Genomic DNA, 15,877 nt, shown 5'->3' on the forward strand with positions numbered 1-15,877 from the left:
GTCTTCCTAAAAAGCTCGTTTACTGTCAAGAAGTATCGTAACCGGACCATGATTGTCCAACCGGACAATCATTTCCGTTTGAAATTGCCCACATCCCACATTTATGCCATATTGGCGGCAGGCAGCTAAAAATAGTTCATACAGTTTTTCCGCCATAGGCGGCGAAGCCGCCGTATCAAAAGCAGGCCTCCGTCCTTTGCGGCAATCGCCGAAAAGGGTAAATTGGGAAACCACCAAAAGTTCTCCCTGTATTTGTAACAGCGATAAATTCATTTTTCCCGCCTCATCGGGAAAAATGCGCAAATTTACAATTTTTTCCGCCAAATAGGCTACATCCGCCTCGGTATCCTCTTTACCAACGCCCAGGAAAACCGTCAATCCCTTTCCCACCGAAGCAACCGGCCGGTTATCCACTGTCACAGCGGCCAGATCCGTTCTTTGCACTACTGCTCTCATAAGGCACCTCCCGTACTGGGGGCTGACCGGTGCACGTTGTATACATCTTTTACCCGCCGCATTTTGGTCATAATGTGTTCTAACTGATTCAGATTGCTGATATCCAAACTCAAGGTGATCGTCGCCGTCTTGTCTTTATGGACTTTGGCATTGACCGAGCTTACATTGGTTTTACTTTCCGAGGCCACCATCAGGATATCGGATAACAAGTTGGGACGGTCGGCGCCCGTCAGTTCAACAACCACCTTATATACATGATCTGTGGCTATATCCCAGTTTACTTCAATCATTCGCTCATATTCTTCCGGATGGTTTAAAATGTTGGTACAATCGGCCCGGTGAACCGACACGCCCCGGCCGCGGGTAATATAGCCCACGATGACATCACCCGGAACGGGATTGCAGCAACGGGCCAGACGAACCATAACCCCCGTTTCTCCCTCCACTAAAATCCCATGGCTTCCTTTACTTTTACTGTGTTTTGGCTTCAGTTCCGATAGAATTTGCGACAAGTCAGGCGGTGTAGTGCTTTTCAGTTCTTTCTTATAGGCCTCAATGAGTTTGGTCATGACGCCATGCAAGGTAATACCGCCATACCCTAACGCAGCCAGTAAATCCTCTTCATTGGTAATATTCAATTTTTTTGCTATTTCAAGCAGCCGGTCTCCTTTTATCAGCTCGCGCCAGTCATAGCCCAGCTTTTTACTCTCCCGCTCGATCAGTTCCCGCCCTTTACCAATGTTTTCTTCCCGTTTTTCTTTTTTAAACCATTGACGGATTTTATTTTTCGTCTCGGAAGAGCCGACGATATTCAGCCAGTCCCGGCTGGGACCATTGCCTTGTTTAGCAGTAATAATTTCCACAATGTCGCCGTTGGTCAATTTATACTCCAGCGGAACCATCTTGCCGTTAACCCGGGCACCAACGCAGCGATGTCCCACATCGGTATGAATCCGGTAAGCAAAATCAATCGGGATGGATCCGGCCGGCAAATCAATAACATCTCCTTTGGGAGTAAAAACAAAAACTTCGTCGGCGAAAACATCCAATTTGAGAGTTTCGATAAATTCGCGAGGGTCCCGCAAATCCTGCTGCCATTCCTGTAACTGGCGCAGCCACGCTAATTTTTGATCAAATTCTTTGTCGGCCCCTTTTGCCCCTTCTTTATAACGCCAATGGGCGGCAATGCCGAATTCCGAAGTATGATGCATTTCCCAGGTACGAATCTGAATTTCCAGCGGCTGCCCCTGAATGCCAATTACGGTTGTATGCAGTGACTGATACATATTGGATTTGGGCATGGCAATGAAATCCTTAAACCGGCCTGGCAGCGGTTTCCACAAAGTGTGAACAATTCCCAGGGTTCCGTAACAGTCTTTTACGGTATCGACAATAACCCGTACGGCGGAAAGGTCATAAATTTCGCTTAAGTCTTTATGGTCTTTCTGCATCTTTTTGTAGATGCTGTAAAAATGTTTCGGTCTGCCCTGGATTTCACTGCGAATGCCCATACCCGCCAGGCGTTCGGATAAAACCCGGATAGCCTCATTAACAATCGCTTCCCGCTCTTTACGCTTCTGTTTTACCTTTTCTACCAGTTCATAATATTTTTCCGGCTCCAAATAGCGAAAAGAAAGGTCTTCCAACTCCCATTTTATATTGGAAATTCCTAACCGGTGCGCCAACGGAGCGAAAATTTCCAGTGTTTCCCGGGCAATCTCTTTTTGTTTTTGCCGGATCATATATTTTAAGGTCCGCATATTATGCAGACGGTCGGCCAATTTAATCAAAACAACGCGGATGTCTTTAGCCATAGCCAGAAACATTTTACGGTAATTTTCCAGTTGCTGCTCTTCTTTGGACTTATATTCAATCCGGTTTAATTTAGTTACGCCGTCCACCAACATGGCAATTTCCCTGCCAAACTGTTTTTCCAGTTCTTCTAAGGAAATGGGTGTATCCTCGACGACGTCGTGCAACAAAGCGGCACTGATCGTAATTATATCGATTTGCAAATCGGCTAATACATTCGCGACACCTAACGGATGCTGAATAAATTCATCACCGGAAACCCGTAATTGACCGCGATGGGCTTTGCTGGCAACTTCATACGCTTTCATAACCAACTCAATCGGTGCATCTGGCTGATATTTTTTTATTTTTTTTATTATGTCTTCAATTGCATACAAGGTCTCCCCGCTGCCCATACGCCCACCTCGTTTAATGGCAAATGATCCGTCAATATTGAACCAATGATACAACCTTATAATCAGGCAACGTCTGACGCCCGTTTAAATAGGATAACTCAATCATAAAAGCCAGGCCGGCAATCACGCCGTCCAGTTCTTCAACCAGTTTTATTGTCGCCCTGGTCGTGCCGCCCGTTGCCAGCAGGTCATCAACAATCAACACTCTTTGTCCCGGCTTGATAGCGTCTTTATGGATTTCCAGGGCGTCCTTGCCATATTCCAGGTCATAGCAGAAACGGCTGGTTGGCGCCGGCAGTTTCCCCGGTTTTCTAACCGGAACAAAACCGGCTCCCAGAGCATAGGCGACCGGAGTGCCGACGACAAAACCCCGTGCTTCGGGTCCAACAACCAGATCAATCCTTTCGTTTTTAAACTTTGCTGCCAAATCATCAATTGCTGACCGGAAATTGGCACCATCTTTCAGCAAGGTTGTTATATCTATAAACCGGATACCGGGTTCGGGAAAATCGGGAATGACTCTGATTTTTTGTTTATAATCCATAAACATCCTCCTCGAAATGAAACGATTGGACACCTTCCCGGAAAGTTGGCGATTGCATCAAGTCTAATTTTTGAACGGGAGCGGGACAGAGAATCATTGCCCGGTTCCCATTGCTAAGATTCATTTGCAATAAACCGATTTCCGCCAGAATGCAAAGGCACTTTTCGACTAAAGCCTCACTGATTCTAGTATTATATAGAGTTTGAACTGCCGTTATAATTTGCTGATTGCTGATTACAGTCGGGTTCTGCCGGCGGGCTGCCGTTTTCACAGTCAGGTAAACCTGACCGACCATATCGCGGTCAGGTGCGCTGGTTTTACATATATCCCGGGCACAAAGCTGAATGTTGCTTTGGCCTTGCCACTCATTAATTTCCGGAATAAAAGCCAGATTGATTTTTTCATTGAGGCAGAAACCTTCTGCAGCTTCCCCCATATTCCAGGCTACGGCTTCACCGGCGGTACCGGCTGTCCGTACTTGCAATTTAAGGTGCTTGCCATCCTGGCCGATTTTCCGTATCCCCGCAAGAACAAGATGATTGCAGGCAAATACAGGACCCGGATTTCCCATGCCGTAGGGAGCAAGGCAGGCTAACTGCTCAATAAAAGCATTGTTAATCTCCGGCAATGTAAGCAGAGCGTCAATATGTAACACGGGAACATAATCAGCCTCACTGAGTGATTGCTGCGCAATTGCATTTAAACGGTCGTGCAAAGCCTGAATATTAGACGCTTCTACACTGAGTCCGGCAGCCTGACGATGGCCGCCAAACTGCAGCAGCAGGTCGCGGCACTGTTCTAAAGCAGCGACCATATCGAAAGCCGGAATACTTCGGCAGGAGCCTTTGCCGATTCCTTCTTTGCTGCTGATCATGACAACGGGCCGGTAATATTTATCAACCAGCCGGGAAGCAACAATGCCAATGACACCGGGATGCCAATTCTCGCCGGCAAGGACAATTACTTTTTCTTGCTCCATATCCTGCTTACTTAATAAACTTTCCGCCTGCTGCAAAATTTCTTTTTCGATGGTTTGCCGTTTACCATTTTCCTCGTTCAAATTGTGGGCCAATTCCAGTGCTTTAGTGGTATTTTCCGTAATCAGCAGTTCAACCCCGACGGCAGCATGCTGCAAACGTCCGGCCGCATTCAAACGCGGTGCAAGGACAAATCCGATTTTACCGGCATCAAGCTGGTCCGGCCGTAAATCACAAACCGTCAGCAGCGCTTTTAAACCGGTATTGGGCGACGATTTTAACTGCTCAATACCCACCCGAACCAGAATCCGGTTTTCCCCGGTCAGCGGCACAATATCCGCTACCGTCCCTAAGGCGACCAAATCAAAATAATCGGCCAAAATCGCGCCCTGACCATAAAAAAATTGCCACAACGCCTGGCACAATTTGAAAGCGACACCCACTCCGGCTAAATTTTTTTCAGGATAAGGACAATCCTTTTGTTTCGGGTTTATCACAGCATAGGCCGGCGGCAATTCCGGCGGCGGTTGATGATGGTCGGTGATAATAATATCCAAACGGCCTGCCACTGCGCGTACTTCCGCGTTGCCGCTAATGCCGCAGTCAACTGTAATGACCAGTCCGGTCCCTGTTTGCTGCAAATGTTCCAACGCGCCTTCGTTCAATCCGTAACCTTCGCTTTGGCGCTCGGGTATGTAATATTCAACATTAGCTCCCAGACGGCGAAGTACCTGGTAAAGTAGTGCGCTGGCCGAAATGCCGTCTACATCATAATCACCGTAAACGGTAATTTTCTCTTGGCGGGCCATCGCAGCGGCAATTCGCTCAACTGCTTTCCGCACATCTTTTAACTGAAATGGATCCCCTAACTCTTCCATGCCGGCAAAAAGAAACCGTTTCGCCGCCGGCTCGTCGGCAATGCCGCGATTAATCAGAATTTGTGCAACCACCGGCGAAATCTCCAAGGCAGCGGCAAGTTTTTTTTGCAATTCGGCCCTGACGGGAGCCAATCGCCATAATTTTTGTAGTCTGGCCATAATTCCTCCATAACGCCAATAATTATAACCAATCTTGCCGTATTATGCAAATTTTAGGATTTTGTTTCCTTCTTTTCTGCGTTCTGCTCATACTGTTCCAATTTACTTTTTAAAGCTGTAGTTTCTGCTTCTAATTTTCCGTTAAGCTGCCGGACTTTGGACAGATTTCGCCGCAAACGGAATTGTACCAGCATGGCGAGACAGAGGATCACTAAAGCACCAAATGTGGCCGCGCCCAGAATGATGACAACCAGCGACAGTTGGAAACTCCAAGCCATAAAGGTTAAAGTTACGGGAAGTGAATTTTGCACGGCAAAGATTGCTACCAGCAAAGAAAAGACAAATGCCGAAAAAATATATTGCATTTATTTACACCACCATAGGAGTTTTTTCCTATAGTATTAATATTCTCGCAATAAAATGAATAATCCTTTTGCATATAAAAGAAAAAGGGCCTGTTATTGACAGCGTTCTTCCCTTTCCGCCCACGCCGCATTAACCAGGACCTGTTTCTCCAATTCATCCAGAATGTAAATACTGCCGCCGGCAGCCTGTGCCAGCTGAACCAAGTAGTTTTTATGGGGCTTTAGGCCGATGCAGGCAAAACCATACCCCGCGCGCTTTATTTCTTTGGCCGCCGCCAGAGAGTCGGCCAGTGGATCCTGCGAAGCACATCCCAGCGTCGGCACACCATCCGTAATAAGAATAATCGATGGATTATAGACAACCGTTTCTTGCAAATATTGCAGGCACACCGTTAATCCTTTGGCCAGCGGAGTCGAACCAAACGTAACAATATTGCGCAAACTATCCTCCACTTCACGGTAATTACGGGTCAACGGCACTTGAATTTTAGCCCATTCGTCCTGAAAAACAATGACAGACACCCGGTCCGGAGTTGACAACAGCATGTGACGGGCTAAAAACTTGGCGGCCCGGATTCTTTGGCCGGCCATACTGGCACTGCCGTCAACGAGCAGGCAAAGGTCATTTTTTTTCTTTTTACGTCGTGAATAATAGGTCAAATCGTTTGCGCGTATGGAAAAATGGCCGGATGTACCCTCGACCGCCATTCGCCGGGCTGCGGCGGTAATTGTGTCGGGAATGGTCAATTCTCTTTTGGTGCCGGTATTGTCAAGGGGTTGCAGTATCCATTGACCGCTGCCGCCGGTTTCCTTTTTTCGCAGCCATTTGCTGCGTCCGCTTTGAGACGATTCCGGCCTGATGCGCCGAAAAACCGATTTCAGATAGGCTTCCATATCCGGCAGATGATATTTCAAATATAAATTAAACTCTTTACCATACTGACTAAGCTGAGGATGCTTGGGATCCGGCTCAATAATCCCCATTGCATTCATTTGTTCAATCACTCTTGCCGCATCCCCGTTTCTTCCCTCGAGATAAACCGATAATTGGGATGCACTGGCACTTTTCGCTACTTTATCCATAAACTCTTTCAAATCCGGCAGGGTATCAAAGTTGTCCATTAAATCAACAACATCCTGCCGGTATTGTTGTTCTTTCCCAAGATATGAACCGTTTCCCCCCTGTTTTTCCTGCAAAAAGGAATCGGAGTGATCGGCATAAGCGGATAAGTCCAGCTGCCCATTGCCGTCATCAGCCATATGTTCGATTTTCTCATTGCGCCGCAGTTCAAAATGATTAGCCAGCACGATCTGTTCGACGGCCTGAACAATAAAGAATAAGCAGGGCAAATGTTCTTCCGGCAGCAAGGTTGCCACGTGTACATGATTTTCATGGGCCCGGCGCAAGGAGGCTTTTTGCCCGTATGCCAAGGTTCCGGTAATTCGTCCGCCGCCGGTTCCCGTCTGCACATCAATCCAGTCTAGGTTTACGCCGGTTTCACAATTTAATAACGGTGCATTTTGTATCTTATATTGAAAATTATACATTTCAACGGCGGCACGTATGCTGCCGGCTACCTGGTGATGATCGATCCGGGCGCATTCATGAAAGATATCCAGATGAAAAATCAGTCCCGCCTCCCGCCGTTGATAAAAAGTTTGTCCCGCATCGGCATGCTGCAATATTTGCACAACTTCCGGTTTTTCCGGACGGAAAGCATGAACTTTACGGCTGGCTACCGTACTTTGGCCGATTCTTACTCCTTGGTTTTGCGCTGCATACTCGCTAATTTGTTGCGCCGGTTTTAGAACATGCGCTAAAAAATTGACATCAATACTCCAGATGTTTCTATCCATGGGTCTTATGTTCCTCACTGCTGACAAATTCTTCCGCCGGCAGGCCGCTCAAGGGAATCGCCGGTTGCGGCGGAGCAACGACAGCGGATTTTAATGGATCGGCAACAGTCATACCGCCTGAACTGTTATAGCGGGCAGTACTGCCGCCCGTGGGGGCTGCCGTCCTGTTTGACTGATTACTGCCCGCTCCCGTTAAATTGAGATTGAGTTTGGCTATCATTTTTTGCCAGATATCCCGCCACCAAAACTTTTTTTCGGCCTGAAAGGGGGACGACTCGGGTCTGGATTCACTGCTGTTGGGAACAGGAGTAACAGGAGCGGCCTTTTCCGCTGAATGAATTCCATTCAGCCTTTCCAGATATTTCAATATACTCATAATTGTATTATTATCGGTTCGATGGCCTAATACCAAAGGAACAACGGCGGCCACGTCATCAATCATTGCCAATTCCCGGCCTGCGGCAAGGGCGGCCAGTTTTGTCCCCATTTCCATCGCTTCCACGGCCCGGATGCTTTCCAGGCTAAAATCAATGTATATGGACGCTAAAATATTATAAATATCTTCACTAATTTGTACGGAAGCAACATTTTTCTGCAGGTTAGTATAGGCTCCTGTCTCTTCCATCCGGGTTTTACCAGGCGTCTGCTTGTCCAATATGTTAAGAATATCCTGGGGAACCTCGGGACGCCCCATGGTAATTACCATATCAAAGCGGTCCGCCAGTTGTTTCCTGATTTGTGATAAAGGGCCCGGGTCCTCATCGGGATTGGAAGCCGACCACACCGTTACTTCTACGGCTAAGTCAATCACCGGCAAGCCGGATTCCTCCACTTGGATACGGCCCGGTTTCGTTCCCATTACATCCAGTAATATATCGGCCAATTCGGGGGAGGTGTCGGCTAAGCGGTTAATTTCGTCAATGAATATAATTCCCCGGTGAGCCTGCGGGATGATTCCGGGCAATAAAGCCGCCGCCGGTCTGGCAGGATCGGTCAGCCGCTGCAGGTCTACACTGCCCACAACGGTACCAATCTTGGAGGCATGCGAGATTTCCAAAAAAGGACAGGGTACGATTTCGGTGCCGATGGCGCTGATTTCCCGGGATGATAAATGCCGGTGGGCCGGACAGTGCGGCTTATCGGGCCGGCAATTGTACAGGCAATTGGCAATCCGGGTAATTGGCGGCAGTAAATCCCTGGCGGCCCGCATAATTGTTGTTTTGCCGGTTCCTCGAAGACCTTCCGCATGCAAATGAAAAGGGTGACCGTTATTTAGAGCCATAACAGACATCTCAATCGACCGGAACAAGTCCCGGTTTCCACTATGTCTGGTCAGATTACCATACAAATTCACACCCATTCCCCCCGATTTTTCTTTTATTTTACCCCCTTAATTTGGAAACATACAAAAATAAGTGCAGTTTCCCGGCTGCACTGAAAAATTCGCTAACGATCTAAATTTTATTGAACCGTGGCTAGATAACGGAAAATAATCAGCACCATCAGCCAGCCGCAAACCCATCGAAACGCTGCGACCATCGCTAACCGGACCATTACTTTGGTCATAACATCAAAGCGTGGCAACAATGTTTTTCCCACAAAAATCTCCCATAATATGGTTCCGCTGACCAATCCCAGTATTGCGCCTGTAATTACTAAACCGGCTATGTGACCAACTACGGAATTGATACATATTGACGGGGCAAGATCATAATCTTTTGTCAGGAACCACCGCAGACAGACCGAACCAATTTCCGCCGCCGCCGCCAGAATTGTCAGCTCCAGCAATAAATACGGGGGTATGATTTTTCCATTCCCGTTGATAGCTATAAAGGCACCGGCTAAAATAAACAGATTACCGTGAAAACGGGGAAATAGCGTAAGAACCGTACCTGCAGCCATAATGACAGCGGCGGCAAAATTGACGAGCAAAGTAATCACCGCAATTTCAGCTCAATATTAGTTTACGCTATTATTTTGGCTGAGTTTGACGATACATATGTAAATATGCCATTGTGTAAACGATTAACAAGATCATCAAACAGGCGGCGGCACTTAAGATAGAGAGAATTATCGCAAAATGAATGCGGCTTATCAGCCATACTGCAATTGCCGCAATTCCTAAAGAAGCCCTAAACGAAAAATTGGTAAGTATGCCGATTTGTTTGGCATTTACAATCATGGCCGGAACCATCGTATTCAGTAAAACACAAAATAAAATAATATTAAATAAGCCGCCCAGGCCGGCCAAAAAGCTTTGATCCGCTAACGTCATTAACGAGAGCGGCCCCTGGGCGCCGGTGCCGATTACCAGTCCGGCTACAAAAAAGGTAAATAATCCTTCGGCAATTTTGGCAATGACCGTCAGCCAAATGGCTTTATTCCCTCTTTTATACAAATGAGCCGCCGCTTCGACAACCAGAATGGAATGAATGCCGCCGGCATTATAAGCGACTAATGCCAGCACCAGCCACCAATTGATTGGACCGGCATACCACGGACCTGACGGTACAGAAACCCCATGAATAACGGCGAGAATAAAAATCAGCGGTATTAGTAACAAGGCGAAGTAATTGGAAGTTTTCAGCACTTCCGGCCAACGGCCTGAAGCCAGCCAGGAAAAAAGAAGCAGGGAAATCAATCCCCCCAGGGAATGTTCAATACCAGTGGACTCATGCAGAATCCAGCCGGCAAAGTAACACCCGGTTAATGCACTGGCGGGAATACAGATTGCCAGGATCGTAACCGCCCAGACTATTTTACCGCAGCGTCCAAAGTAACGCCGGATTATTAACTGTAATTCCAGACCGGTTTTCATCCCGATCCAGGCCAGGATACCGGTGACAATGCAGCCTAATACAAAGTAGGCAATAAATACAGTTAGGTAAATCCCGTTTCCCGTTAAAACGGCCATGTCCGGTACAACGGCTATATTATCACCGGCAATATGGGCCAGGGCTAACGATAATGCTGGTATGATCATCCACATGAATCAGCCACCTCACTGTGCTACTATAATATTATCCGTTCTTTGTAATGGTGATTCATGAATAGTAGAAAAACCGCTTAACGCGATTTAGGTAATTGGAAATTGGATTTTGGAAAAGGAGACTACGATTCCATAAGAACTTATGCCGTAGGACTCAATACATTGATGAATCCCCGATCTGTAGAATGCAATCTTTTAAAGCTTTTCTGGTAAATAAAAAAACGGGCAAGAGCCCGTTTTTTATTTCTATTTAGAAAGTAGTTTTTGAGCTTTTCGCGCCCCTCTCATGGACCGAAAAACGCATCAGCATTTTTCTTACTTAGCACCCTTAGTTTTGGCATCGAGACGTTGCCGATCCGCATATTCCTTCCAGGTAACCCAGATCGGGCTGGCGTTGAATATGGAAGAATAAGCGCCGCTGGTAAAACCGATAAGTAAAGCCAGAGAAAAGTTTTTCGTTGTTTCGCCGCCGAAAAAGAACAGGGCGGCCGTGGCAAACAGCACCGTCAGCACGGTATAAATGGAACGCGTCATGGTTTGCCATATACTACGGTTAACCAGTTCCTGAAAGCTTTCCGATTTGCGGTGGGTCTTTAAATTTTCCCGGATGCGGTCAAAAATAACAATTGTATCGTTAATTGAATAACCGATAATTGTTAAAATGGCGGCAACAAAAGTGGCGTCAATTTCTTTACGCAACAAAGAAAAGAGTCCCACTACAACTAAAATATCATGGACAAGAGCCGCAATTCCGGCTACTGCGAACTTAAATTCGAAACGGTATGTAATATATACAATCATGAGCAGCCAGGAAATAATCACGGCAATCACGGCATTACGGGTTAATTCCGAGCCGATCACGGCACCGACTTTTTCCGCCCGGAGCGTGTCGAAATCGCCCAGTTTTGTTTTCAATTCGGCAAGAACGTTCCGCTGTTCCTCTTCATTCAGCACCCGGGTCCGGATAAATACTTCCGGCGCCTTTTCGACCTGAACAGTAGAAACCAACTGGATCGTACTATTTTCAAGATGATAGTCTTTTAAGGCATCGCGGACTTCCACCACGGCGACCGGTTTGGCAAATTTTAAATCCAGCATCGTACCGCCGGTAAAATCAATACCAAAGTTGAACCCCTGAACCGCTATCGAAATTAAGCCGGGAATGATAATGAGCGCAGAAAGGGCAAACCACCAGTAGCGTTTTCCTATAATATCGAATTTCATCTTCATTTCATCCACCCCCTACGCCCCAAAAAATTTGCCATTGGAAAATACATTGGCATTCATGAGCATTTTGAGCATAAATCTGGTAATTGTAATCGCCGTAAACATACTTAAAATGATGCCAAGACCTAAAGTAATGGCAAATCCTTTGACCGAACCGGTTCCCAGGAAAAATAATACGGCCGCGGCGATCAAGGTAGTTACATTGGAGTCCAAAATTGTGGTAAATGCCCGGGAGAATCCGGCGTCAAGCGCTGCGCGCAAGGTTTTCCCGCCCCGGTATTCTTCCTTAAACCGTTCGAAAATGAGCACATTGGCGTCCACAGCCATGCCCATGGATAAAATGATACCGGCAATCCCCGGCAAGGTTAATGTCGCATTGAGCATCTTCATGGCGATAAGGAGCATCATGACATACAAGACAAGGGCAACATTGGCAACAAAACCGGATAAGCGGTAAAACAGCAACATAAATAAGAGAATGGCCACGATGCCGATTTCAAAGGCAACGATACTTTTTGCCTTTGAGTCCTGCCCTAAGGTGGGACCCACTGTTCTGGTTTCCATAATGTTCAGTTTTACCGGCAGCGCCCCGGAGCGAAGCAAAATAGCCAGCCGTTGGGCTTCTTCAATCGTACGGTTGCCGGTGATGACCGCCTTACCATTCGGAATGGCTTCTTCCACTACCGGATTGGTAAGTACTTTTTTATCCAATAAAATGCTAATATGCTTACCAATATTTTTCGCGGTTAAATCAGCGAATTTTTTTGCTCCTTCATCGGAGAATTCCAAAGCGACCAGATTACGGTGGGACTGGTCAATTTCCGCTTTGGCGTCTTTTAAATCTTTTCCCGTTAAAACCGTTGTACCGCTTTCATCTTTAAATTCCAGATAAGCGGTTTTACCGAGCAGTTCAATGGCTTTCTCGGGGTCTTTCACGCCTGGAAGTTCCACGATAATTCTTCGCGGGCCCTGGCGCTGAATGAGAGGCTCCGTCAGCCCCAGTTCATTGACTCTGCGTTCGATAATTTTGACAGCTCTTTGCATGGCGTCCTCATCAACCTTGGCTTCCGGCGTATCAACCGCTTCCATCACCACATGGGTGCCTCCCTGCAGGTCAAGACCCTGTTTAATGGAATAAGCCAGGGGCGAAATGTAATAACCGGAAAGCACAAAAATTGCTGCGACCACCACTAAAAACTTCGTCAGATTCCCCAATCTCAAAGATTTCTCCCCCAATCCTCTTGTCATATACTTTTATGCACGAATTTAATTATATCTGGGTTAATATGACAATGTCAACGGAATCCGGGAAACTACAACAATTCATTGTCATTAATTACCAGATGAAAATGACATTTTAGCAAGTCTGCTGCCCGCCGGCACATGACCATACGGCTCAAAAAAATCTCGAAATACTCCATAACGGGACAGATATCCATATCAATAGCAATTTCGAGTGTTACCGTGCGCTGGGAAGCGTCAATCAGCAGCTGTCTGCTTTTTGCCGCATAATTGACACGGTCATGGATTTCAAATTTAGCAAAGTCCCGATTGGTAACCCGTGTGCGATGCACGTCCGACTTATCTGCCAGAATTAAAGCGGCGGCTACATGATTTACAGCATGGCCCCGTTCCTCTTCATGGTTACCGATTGCCGAAACGGTTAACGCAATCTCTTCCGGCGGCATGCCCAGCCGGGATAAAATCGTGTAAGCCATAACTGCGCCGGTACCACCGTGGTTATACCGGTTAATCATATTGGCAATATCATGAAGATAGCCGGCGATGGCGGCCAATTCACAGTCTCTTTCCGGATAGGACAACTCTTCCAGAACTTTCTGGGATAAAGCGGAAACAATGGATGCATGGCGCAATCCATGCTCGGTAAATCCCAAGGAAGCTAAATATTCCGTGCTGCGGGTAAGATAAACTGTTACTTCATGGTCGGTTTTGAGCATATCTACCGTGATCATTGGGTTTCCTCCTGACATAGGTCGTGTCAAGCTGTCTTCGCTTAATCATTTGACAATAGCAAACAGCATTACTAGTATGTCAGATTGTCTTTTGTACCATAACTTTAAAGTGCGGAAAAAAATTATTTTGGCTAATATTTTTTCCTGTACTTCGCAAGGGGAAGGCAAAATGCAACCGGCGGTCACATTTTGCCTCCCCTACAAGTTAATATCCCATCTTCTGTCAGTAAATAATGCATCTTTACATCATGCGTATCCTGCGGCAATGTCGGCTTAATTTGAAACCTCCAAGCCATTCCCAAAAAAACAGCTTGTCCTGCCAGGGACAAAAAACGGTCGTAATAACCGGCCCCCATACCAAGCCGTCCTCCCGCAATATCGAAGGCTACTCCCGGAATGATAGCCAGATCAATCTTGGCGGGAGCCAGGATTGTCGTTCTTTCCGGTTTTGGTGACCGGATTCCCAGCCGTCCCGGTTGCAAATCAGCTAAATCATGGATGATTGCGCTATCCATAAGGCCGTACTCGGCCCGCATCATCGGCACACAAACCGTTTTGCCGTGCTGCAGGGCATGCCGGATCATATCATCCGTGCCCGGTTCGTCCGGCGTAGATAAATAAATCATCACCCGGTTGGCCTGTTGATAGTCCAACCAGGAAAATAAATGCCGGCCCATCAATTGGCTATACCGTTCAATGTCTTTGCTTTCCAGACTGCGGCGCACCTTTAACAGTTCTTGACGGAGCTGCGCTTTGGTCTGCTTGAAGTCAGGCATTTTTCGCTGCATTTTGATAGTGGCTCACCGCACTGCGGGAAATGTCTACTTCTACTTTCTCCGCTATTTTTAAGGTTACAGCTTTGTCCGTCATTGCCGTTATGGTACCAAATAAACCGCCGATCGTGACGATACGGTCCCCTTTTTTCAGGCCGTTCAGCATTTCAGCCCGTTTTTTTTGCTGTTTTTGCTGCGGGCGATACAATAAAAAATAGAATATGATCGCCATTAAAATAAGCGGCCATGATGCCTGAATGATTTGCGTAACTTCTGCCGGAAATCCTGGCATTTCGCTCACCCCCTAATTCTGTCGTTTCTCCAATATATTCCACATAGATCCTGCCAAATCCTTTAATGCCCCTGATATTTATCCCAAAACTCCTGTCTAAATGCCGGAAAGCGGTCTTCCATAATTGCCTGCCGCATTTTACCCATGAATCGCAACAGAAAATGCAAATTATGAATTGTCGTCAGCCGTAAGCCTAAAATTTCTTCGCTTTTTAGCAAATGGCGAATATAAGCCCGGGAAAAATTCCGGCATGTATAGCAGTCGCAATCCATATCCAGGGGACGGAAATCGCGCGCAAACTCCGCATTTTTCACAACCAGCCTGCCGCTTGCCGTCATGGCCGTGCCATTGCGGGCAACGCGGGTGGGAAACACACAATCGAACATATCGATACCGTACATAACCCCTTCCACCAGACAATCCGGCGTGCCAACACCCATTAAATAGCGCGGTTTGCGGGCCGGAAGCTGTGGCACTGTATGCTCCAGCATCTCATACATCAGCGGTTTCGGCTCCCCCACACTGAGACCGCCAATGGCATATCCCGGAAAATCCAGGGATACCAGATCCCGTACACTGGCCGTCCTTAATTCTTTATACATACCGCCCTGAATGATTCCAAAAAGGGCCTGGTCCTTCCGGGCGTGCGCCCTTTTACACCGTTCCGCCCAACGGGTAGTACGCTCTGTTGACTGCCGGGCATAGTCATACTCGGCAGGGTAGGGAACACATTCATCAAAAGCCATGATAATATCTGCCCCCAGAGCCATTTGAACTTCCGTCGCTTTTTCCGGCGACAGAAATTGTTTGGAACCGTCAATATGGGAACGGAAGGCGACGCCTTCTTCACTGATTTTACGCAGCGAACCCAGACTAAAAACCTGAAAGCCGCCGCTATCCGTCAAAATACCGCGGTCCCAATGCATAAAACCATGCAGGCCGCCTGCTTCGGCAACCAGTTCATGACCCGGCCGTAAAAACAAATGATAAGTATTACTTAAAATAATACCGGCCCCCATCGCTTTTAACTCATCTGGCGTCATCGCCTTTACGGTCGCCTGGGTACCTACCGGCATAAAAATAGGGGTTTCAAACACTCCGTGGGGCGTATATAATTTGCCCGCCCTCGCTCCCGTTTTTGAACACTGCTTAATCAATTCAAAGGAAACAGCCAATCGTA

15 protein-coding genes are annotated in these 15,877 nt (G+C 47.1%); all 15 read right to left on the reverse strand.

Annotation, left to right across the window (positions count from 1 at the left end):
* Positions 1-6 precede the first annotated feature (6 nt).
* Positions 7-456, reverse strand: coding sequence for a D-aminoacyl-tRNA deacylase (dtd, locus tag LUCIF_RS06145; protein ID WP_122627002.1), 450 nt, complete (start codon positions 454-456; stop codon positions 7-9).
* Positions 453-2,663, reverse strand: a complete 2,211-nt coding sequence (locus LUCIF_RS06150; protein ID WP_122627003.1) for a RelA/SpoT family protein — start codon at positions 2,661-2,663, stop codon at positions 453-455. Before LUCIF_RS06150 ends, dtd begins: the two co-directional genes overlap by 4 nt.
* A 31-nt stretch (positions 2,664-2,694) precedes the next feature.
* Complete coding sequence (locus tag LUCIF_RS06155; protein WP_122627004.1) at positions 2,695-3,207, reverse strand: adenine phosphoribosyltransferase; 513 nt, start codon at positions 3,205-3,207, stop codon at positions 2,695-2,697.
* Positions 3,197-5,221, reverse strand: a complete 2,025-nt coding sequence (gene recJ, locus LUCIF_RS06160) for a single-stranded-DNA-specific exonuclease RecJ (protein WP_122627005.1) — start codon at positions 5,219-5,221, stop codon at positions 3,197-3,199. The genes LUCIF_RS06155 and recJ overlap by 11 nt, the downstream gene beginning before the upstream one ends.
* 53 nt (positions 5,222-5,274) lie before the next feature.
* Positions 5,275-5,586 (reverse strand): LapA family protein, encoded by a 312-nt coding sequence (locus LUCIF_RS06165; protein WP_122627006.1) that lies wholly within the window; start codon positions 5,584-5,586, stop codon positions 5,275-5,277.
* 93 nt (positions 5,587-5,679) lie between these two features.
* Positions 5,680-7,443, reverse strand: a complete 1,764-nt coding sequence (locus tag LUCIF_RS06170) for a vWA domain-containing protein (RefSeq protein ID WP_122627007.1) — start codon at positions 7,441-7,443, stop codon at positions 5,680-5,682.
* A complete protein-coding gene (locus LUCIF_RS06175; protein WP_122627008.1) occupies positions 7,436-8,797 on the reverse strand; it encodes a magnesium chelatase ATPase subunit I in 1,362 nt (453 codons plus the stop codon). Before LUCIF_RS06175 ends, LUCIF_RS06170 begins: the two co-directional genes overlap by 8 nt.
* A 107-nt stretch (positions 8,798-8,904) precedes the next feature.
* The gene (locus LUCIF_RS06180; RefSeq protein ID WP_122627009.1) at positions 8,905-9,384 is read right to left on the reverse strand and encodes a hypothetical protein; all 480 of its coding nucleotides are present in this window, start codon (positions 9,382-9,384) and stop codon (positions 8,905-8,907) included.
* 31 nt (positions 9,385-9,415) lie between these two features.
* On the reverse strand, positions 9,416-10,432 hold the full coding sequence (locus tag LUCIF_RS06185; protein ID WP_122627010.1) for a hypothetical protein: 1,017 nt from the start codon (positions 10,430-10,432) through the stop codon (positions 9,416-9,418).
* A 315-nt stretch (positions 10,433-10,747) separates the two neighbouring features.
* Positions 10,748-11,662 (reverse strand): protein translocase subunit SecF, encoded by a 915-nt coding sequence (secF, locus tag LUCIF_RS06190; protein ID WP_207857090.1) that lies wholly within the window; start codon positions 11,660-11,662, stop codon positions 10,748-10,750.
* 12 nt (positions 11,663-11,674) lie between these two features.
* On the reverse strand, positions 11,675-12,880 hold the full coding sequence (gene secD, locus LUCIF_RS06195; protein ID WP_122627011.1) for a protein translocase subunit SecD: 1,206 nt from the start codon (positions 12,878-12,880) through the stop codon (positions 11,675-11,677).
* Between the two features lie 92 nt (positions 12,881-12,972).
* On the reverse strand, positions 12,973-13,632 hold the full coding sequence (locus LUCIF_RS06200; RefSeq protein ID WP_122627012.1) for an HD domain-containing protein: 660 nt from the start codon (positions 13,630-13,632) through the stop codon (positions 12,973-12,975).
* 182 nt (positions 13,633-13,814) lie between these two features.
* Positions 13,815-14,408, reverse strand: a complete 594-nt coding sequence (locus tag LUCIF_RS06205; protein ID WP_122627183.1) for a 5-formyltetrahydrofolate cyclo-ligase — start codon at positions 14,406-14,408, stop codon at positions 13,815-13,817.
* Positions 14,401-14,697, reverse strand: a complete 297-nt coding sequence (gene yajC / locus LUCIF_RS06210; protein WP_122627013.1) for a preprotein translocase subunit YajC — start codon at positions 14,695-14,697, stop codon at positions 14,401-14,403. The genes LUCIF_RS06205 and yajC overlap by 8 nt, the downstream gene beginning before the upstream one ends.
* Before the next feature lie 62 nt (positions 14,698-14,759).
* Positions 14,760-15,872, reverse strand: coding sequence for a tRNA guanosine(34) transglycosylase Tgt (tgt, locus tag LUCIF_RS06215; protein ID WP_122627014.1), 1,113 nt, complete (start codon positions 15,870-15,872; stop codon positions 14,760-14,762).
* Positions 15,873-15,877: the final 5 nt, after the last annotated feature.

This window comes from Allolucifera butyrica (assembly GCF_900476375.1).
In the GTDB taxonomy this organism is placed as follows: Bacteria; Bacillota; Negativicutes; order Sporomusales; family UPPP01; genus Lucifera; species Lucifera butyrica.

What these genes read in the sequence shown, in the direction of transcription:
- LUCIF_RS06150 (WP_122627003.1), bottom strand. Translation starts at nt 2,663, where the DNA reads ATGGGCAGCGGGGAGACCTTGTATGCAATTGAAGACATAATAAAAAAA.
- LUCIF_RS06155 (WP_122627004.1), bottom strand. Translation starts at nt 3,207, where the DNA reads ATGGATTATAAACAAAAAATCAGAGTCATTCCCGATTTTCCCGAACCC.
- yajC (WP_122627013.1), bottom strand. Translation starts at nt 14,697, where the DNA reads ATGCCAGGATTTCCGGCAGAAGTTACGCAAATCATTCAGGCATCATGG.
- LUCIF_RS06185 (WP_122627010.1), bottom strand. Translation starts at nt 10,432, where the DNA reads ATGTGGATGATCATACCAGCATTATCGTTAGCCCTGGCCCATATTGCC.
- LUCIF_RS06205 (WP_122627183.1), bottom strand. Translation starts at nt 14,408, where the DNA reads ATGCCTGACTTCAAGCAGACCAAAGCGCAGCTCCGTCAAGAACTGTTA.
- LUCIF_RS06200 (WP_122627012.1), bottom strand. Translation starts at nt 13,632, where the DNA reads ATGATCACGGTAGATATGCTCAAAACCGACCATGAAGTAACAGTTTAT.
- recJ (WP_122627005.1), bottom strand. Translation starts at nt 5,221, where the DNA reads ATGGCCAGACTACAAAAATTATGGCGATTGGCTCCCGTCAGGGCCGAA.
- dtd (WP_122627002.1), bottom strand. Translation starts at nt 456, where the DNA reads ATGAGAGCAGTAGTGCAAAGAACGGATCTGGCCGCTGTGACAGTGGAT.
- LUCIF_RS06165 (WP_122627006.1), bottom strand. Translation starts at nt 5,586, where the DNA reads ATGCAATATATTTTTTCGGCATTTGTCTTTTCTTTGCTGGTAGCAATC.
- secF (WP_207857090.1), bottom strand. Translation starts at nt 11,662, where the DNA reads ATGAAGATGAAATTCGATATTATAGGAAAACGCTACTGGTGGTTTGCC.
- LUCIF_RS06170 (WP_122627007.1), bottom strand. Translation starts at nt 7,443, where the DNA reads ATGGATAGAAACATCTGGAGTATTGATGTCAATTTTTTAGCGCATGTT.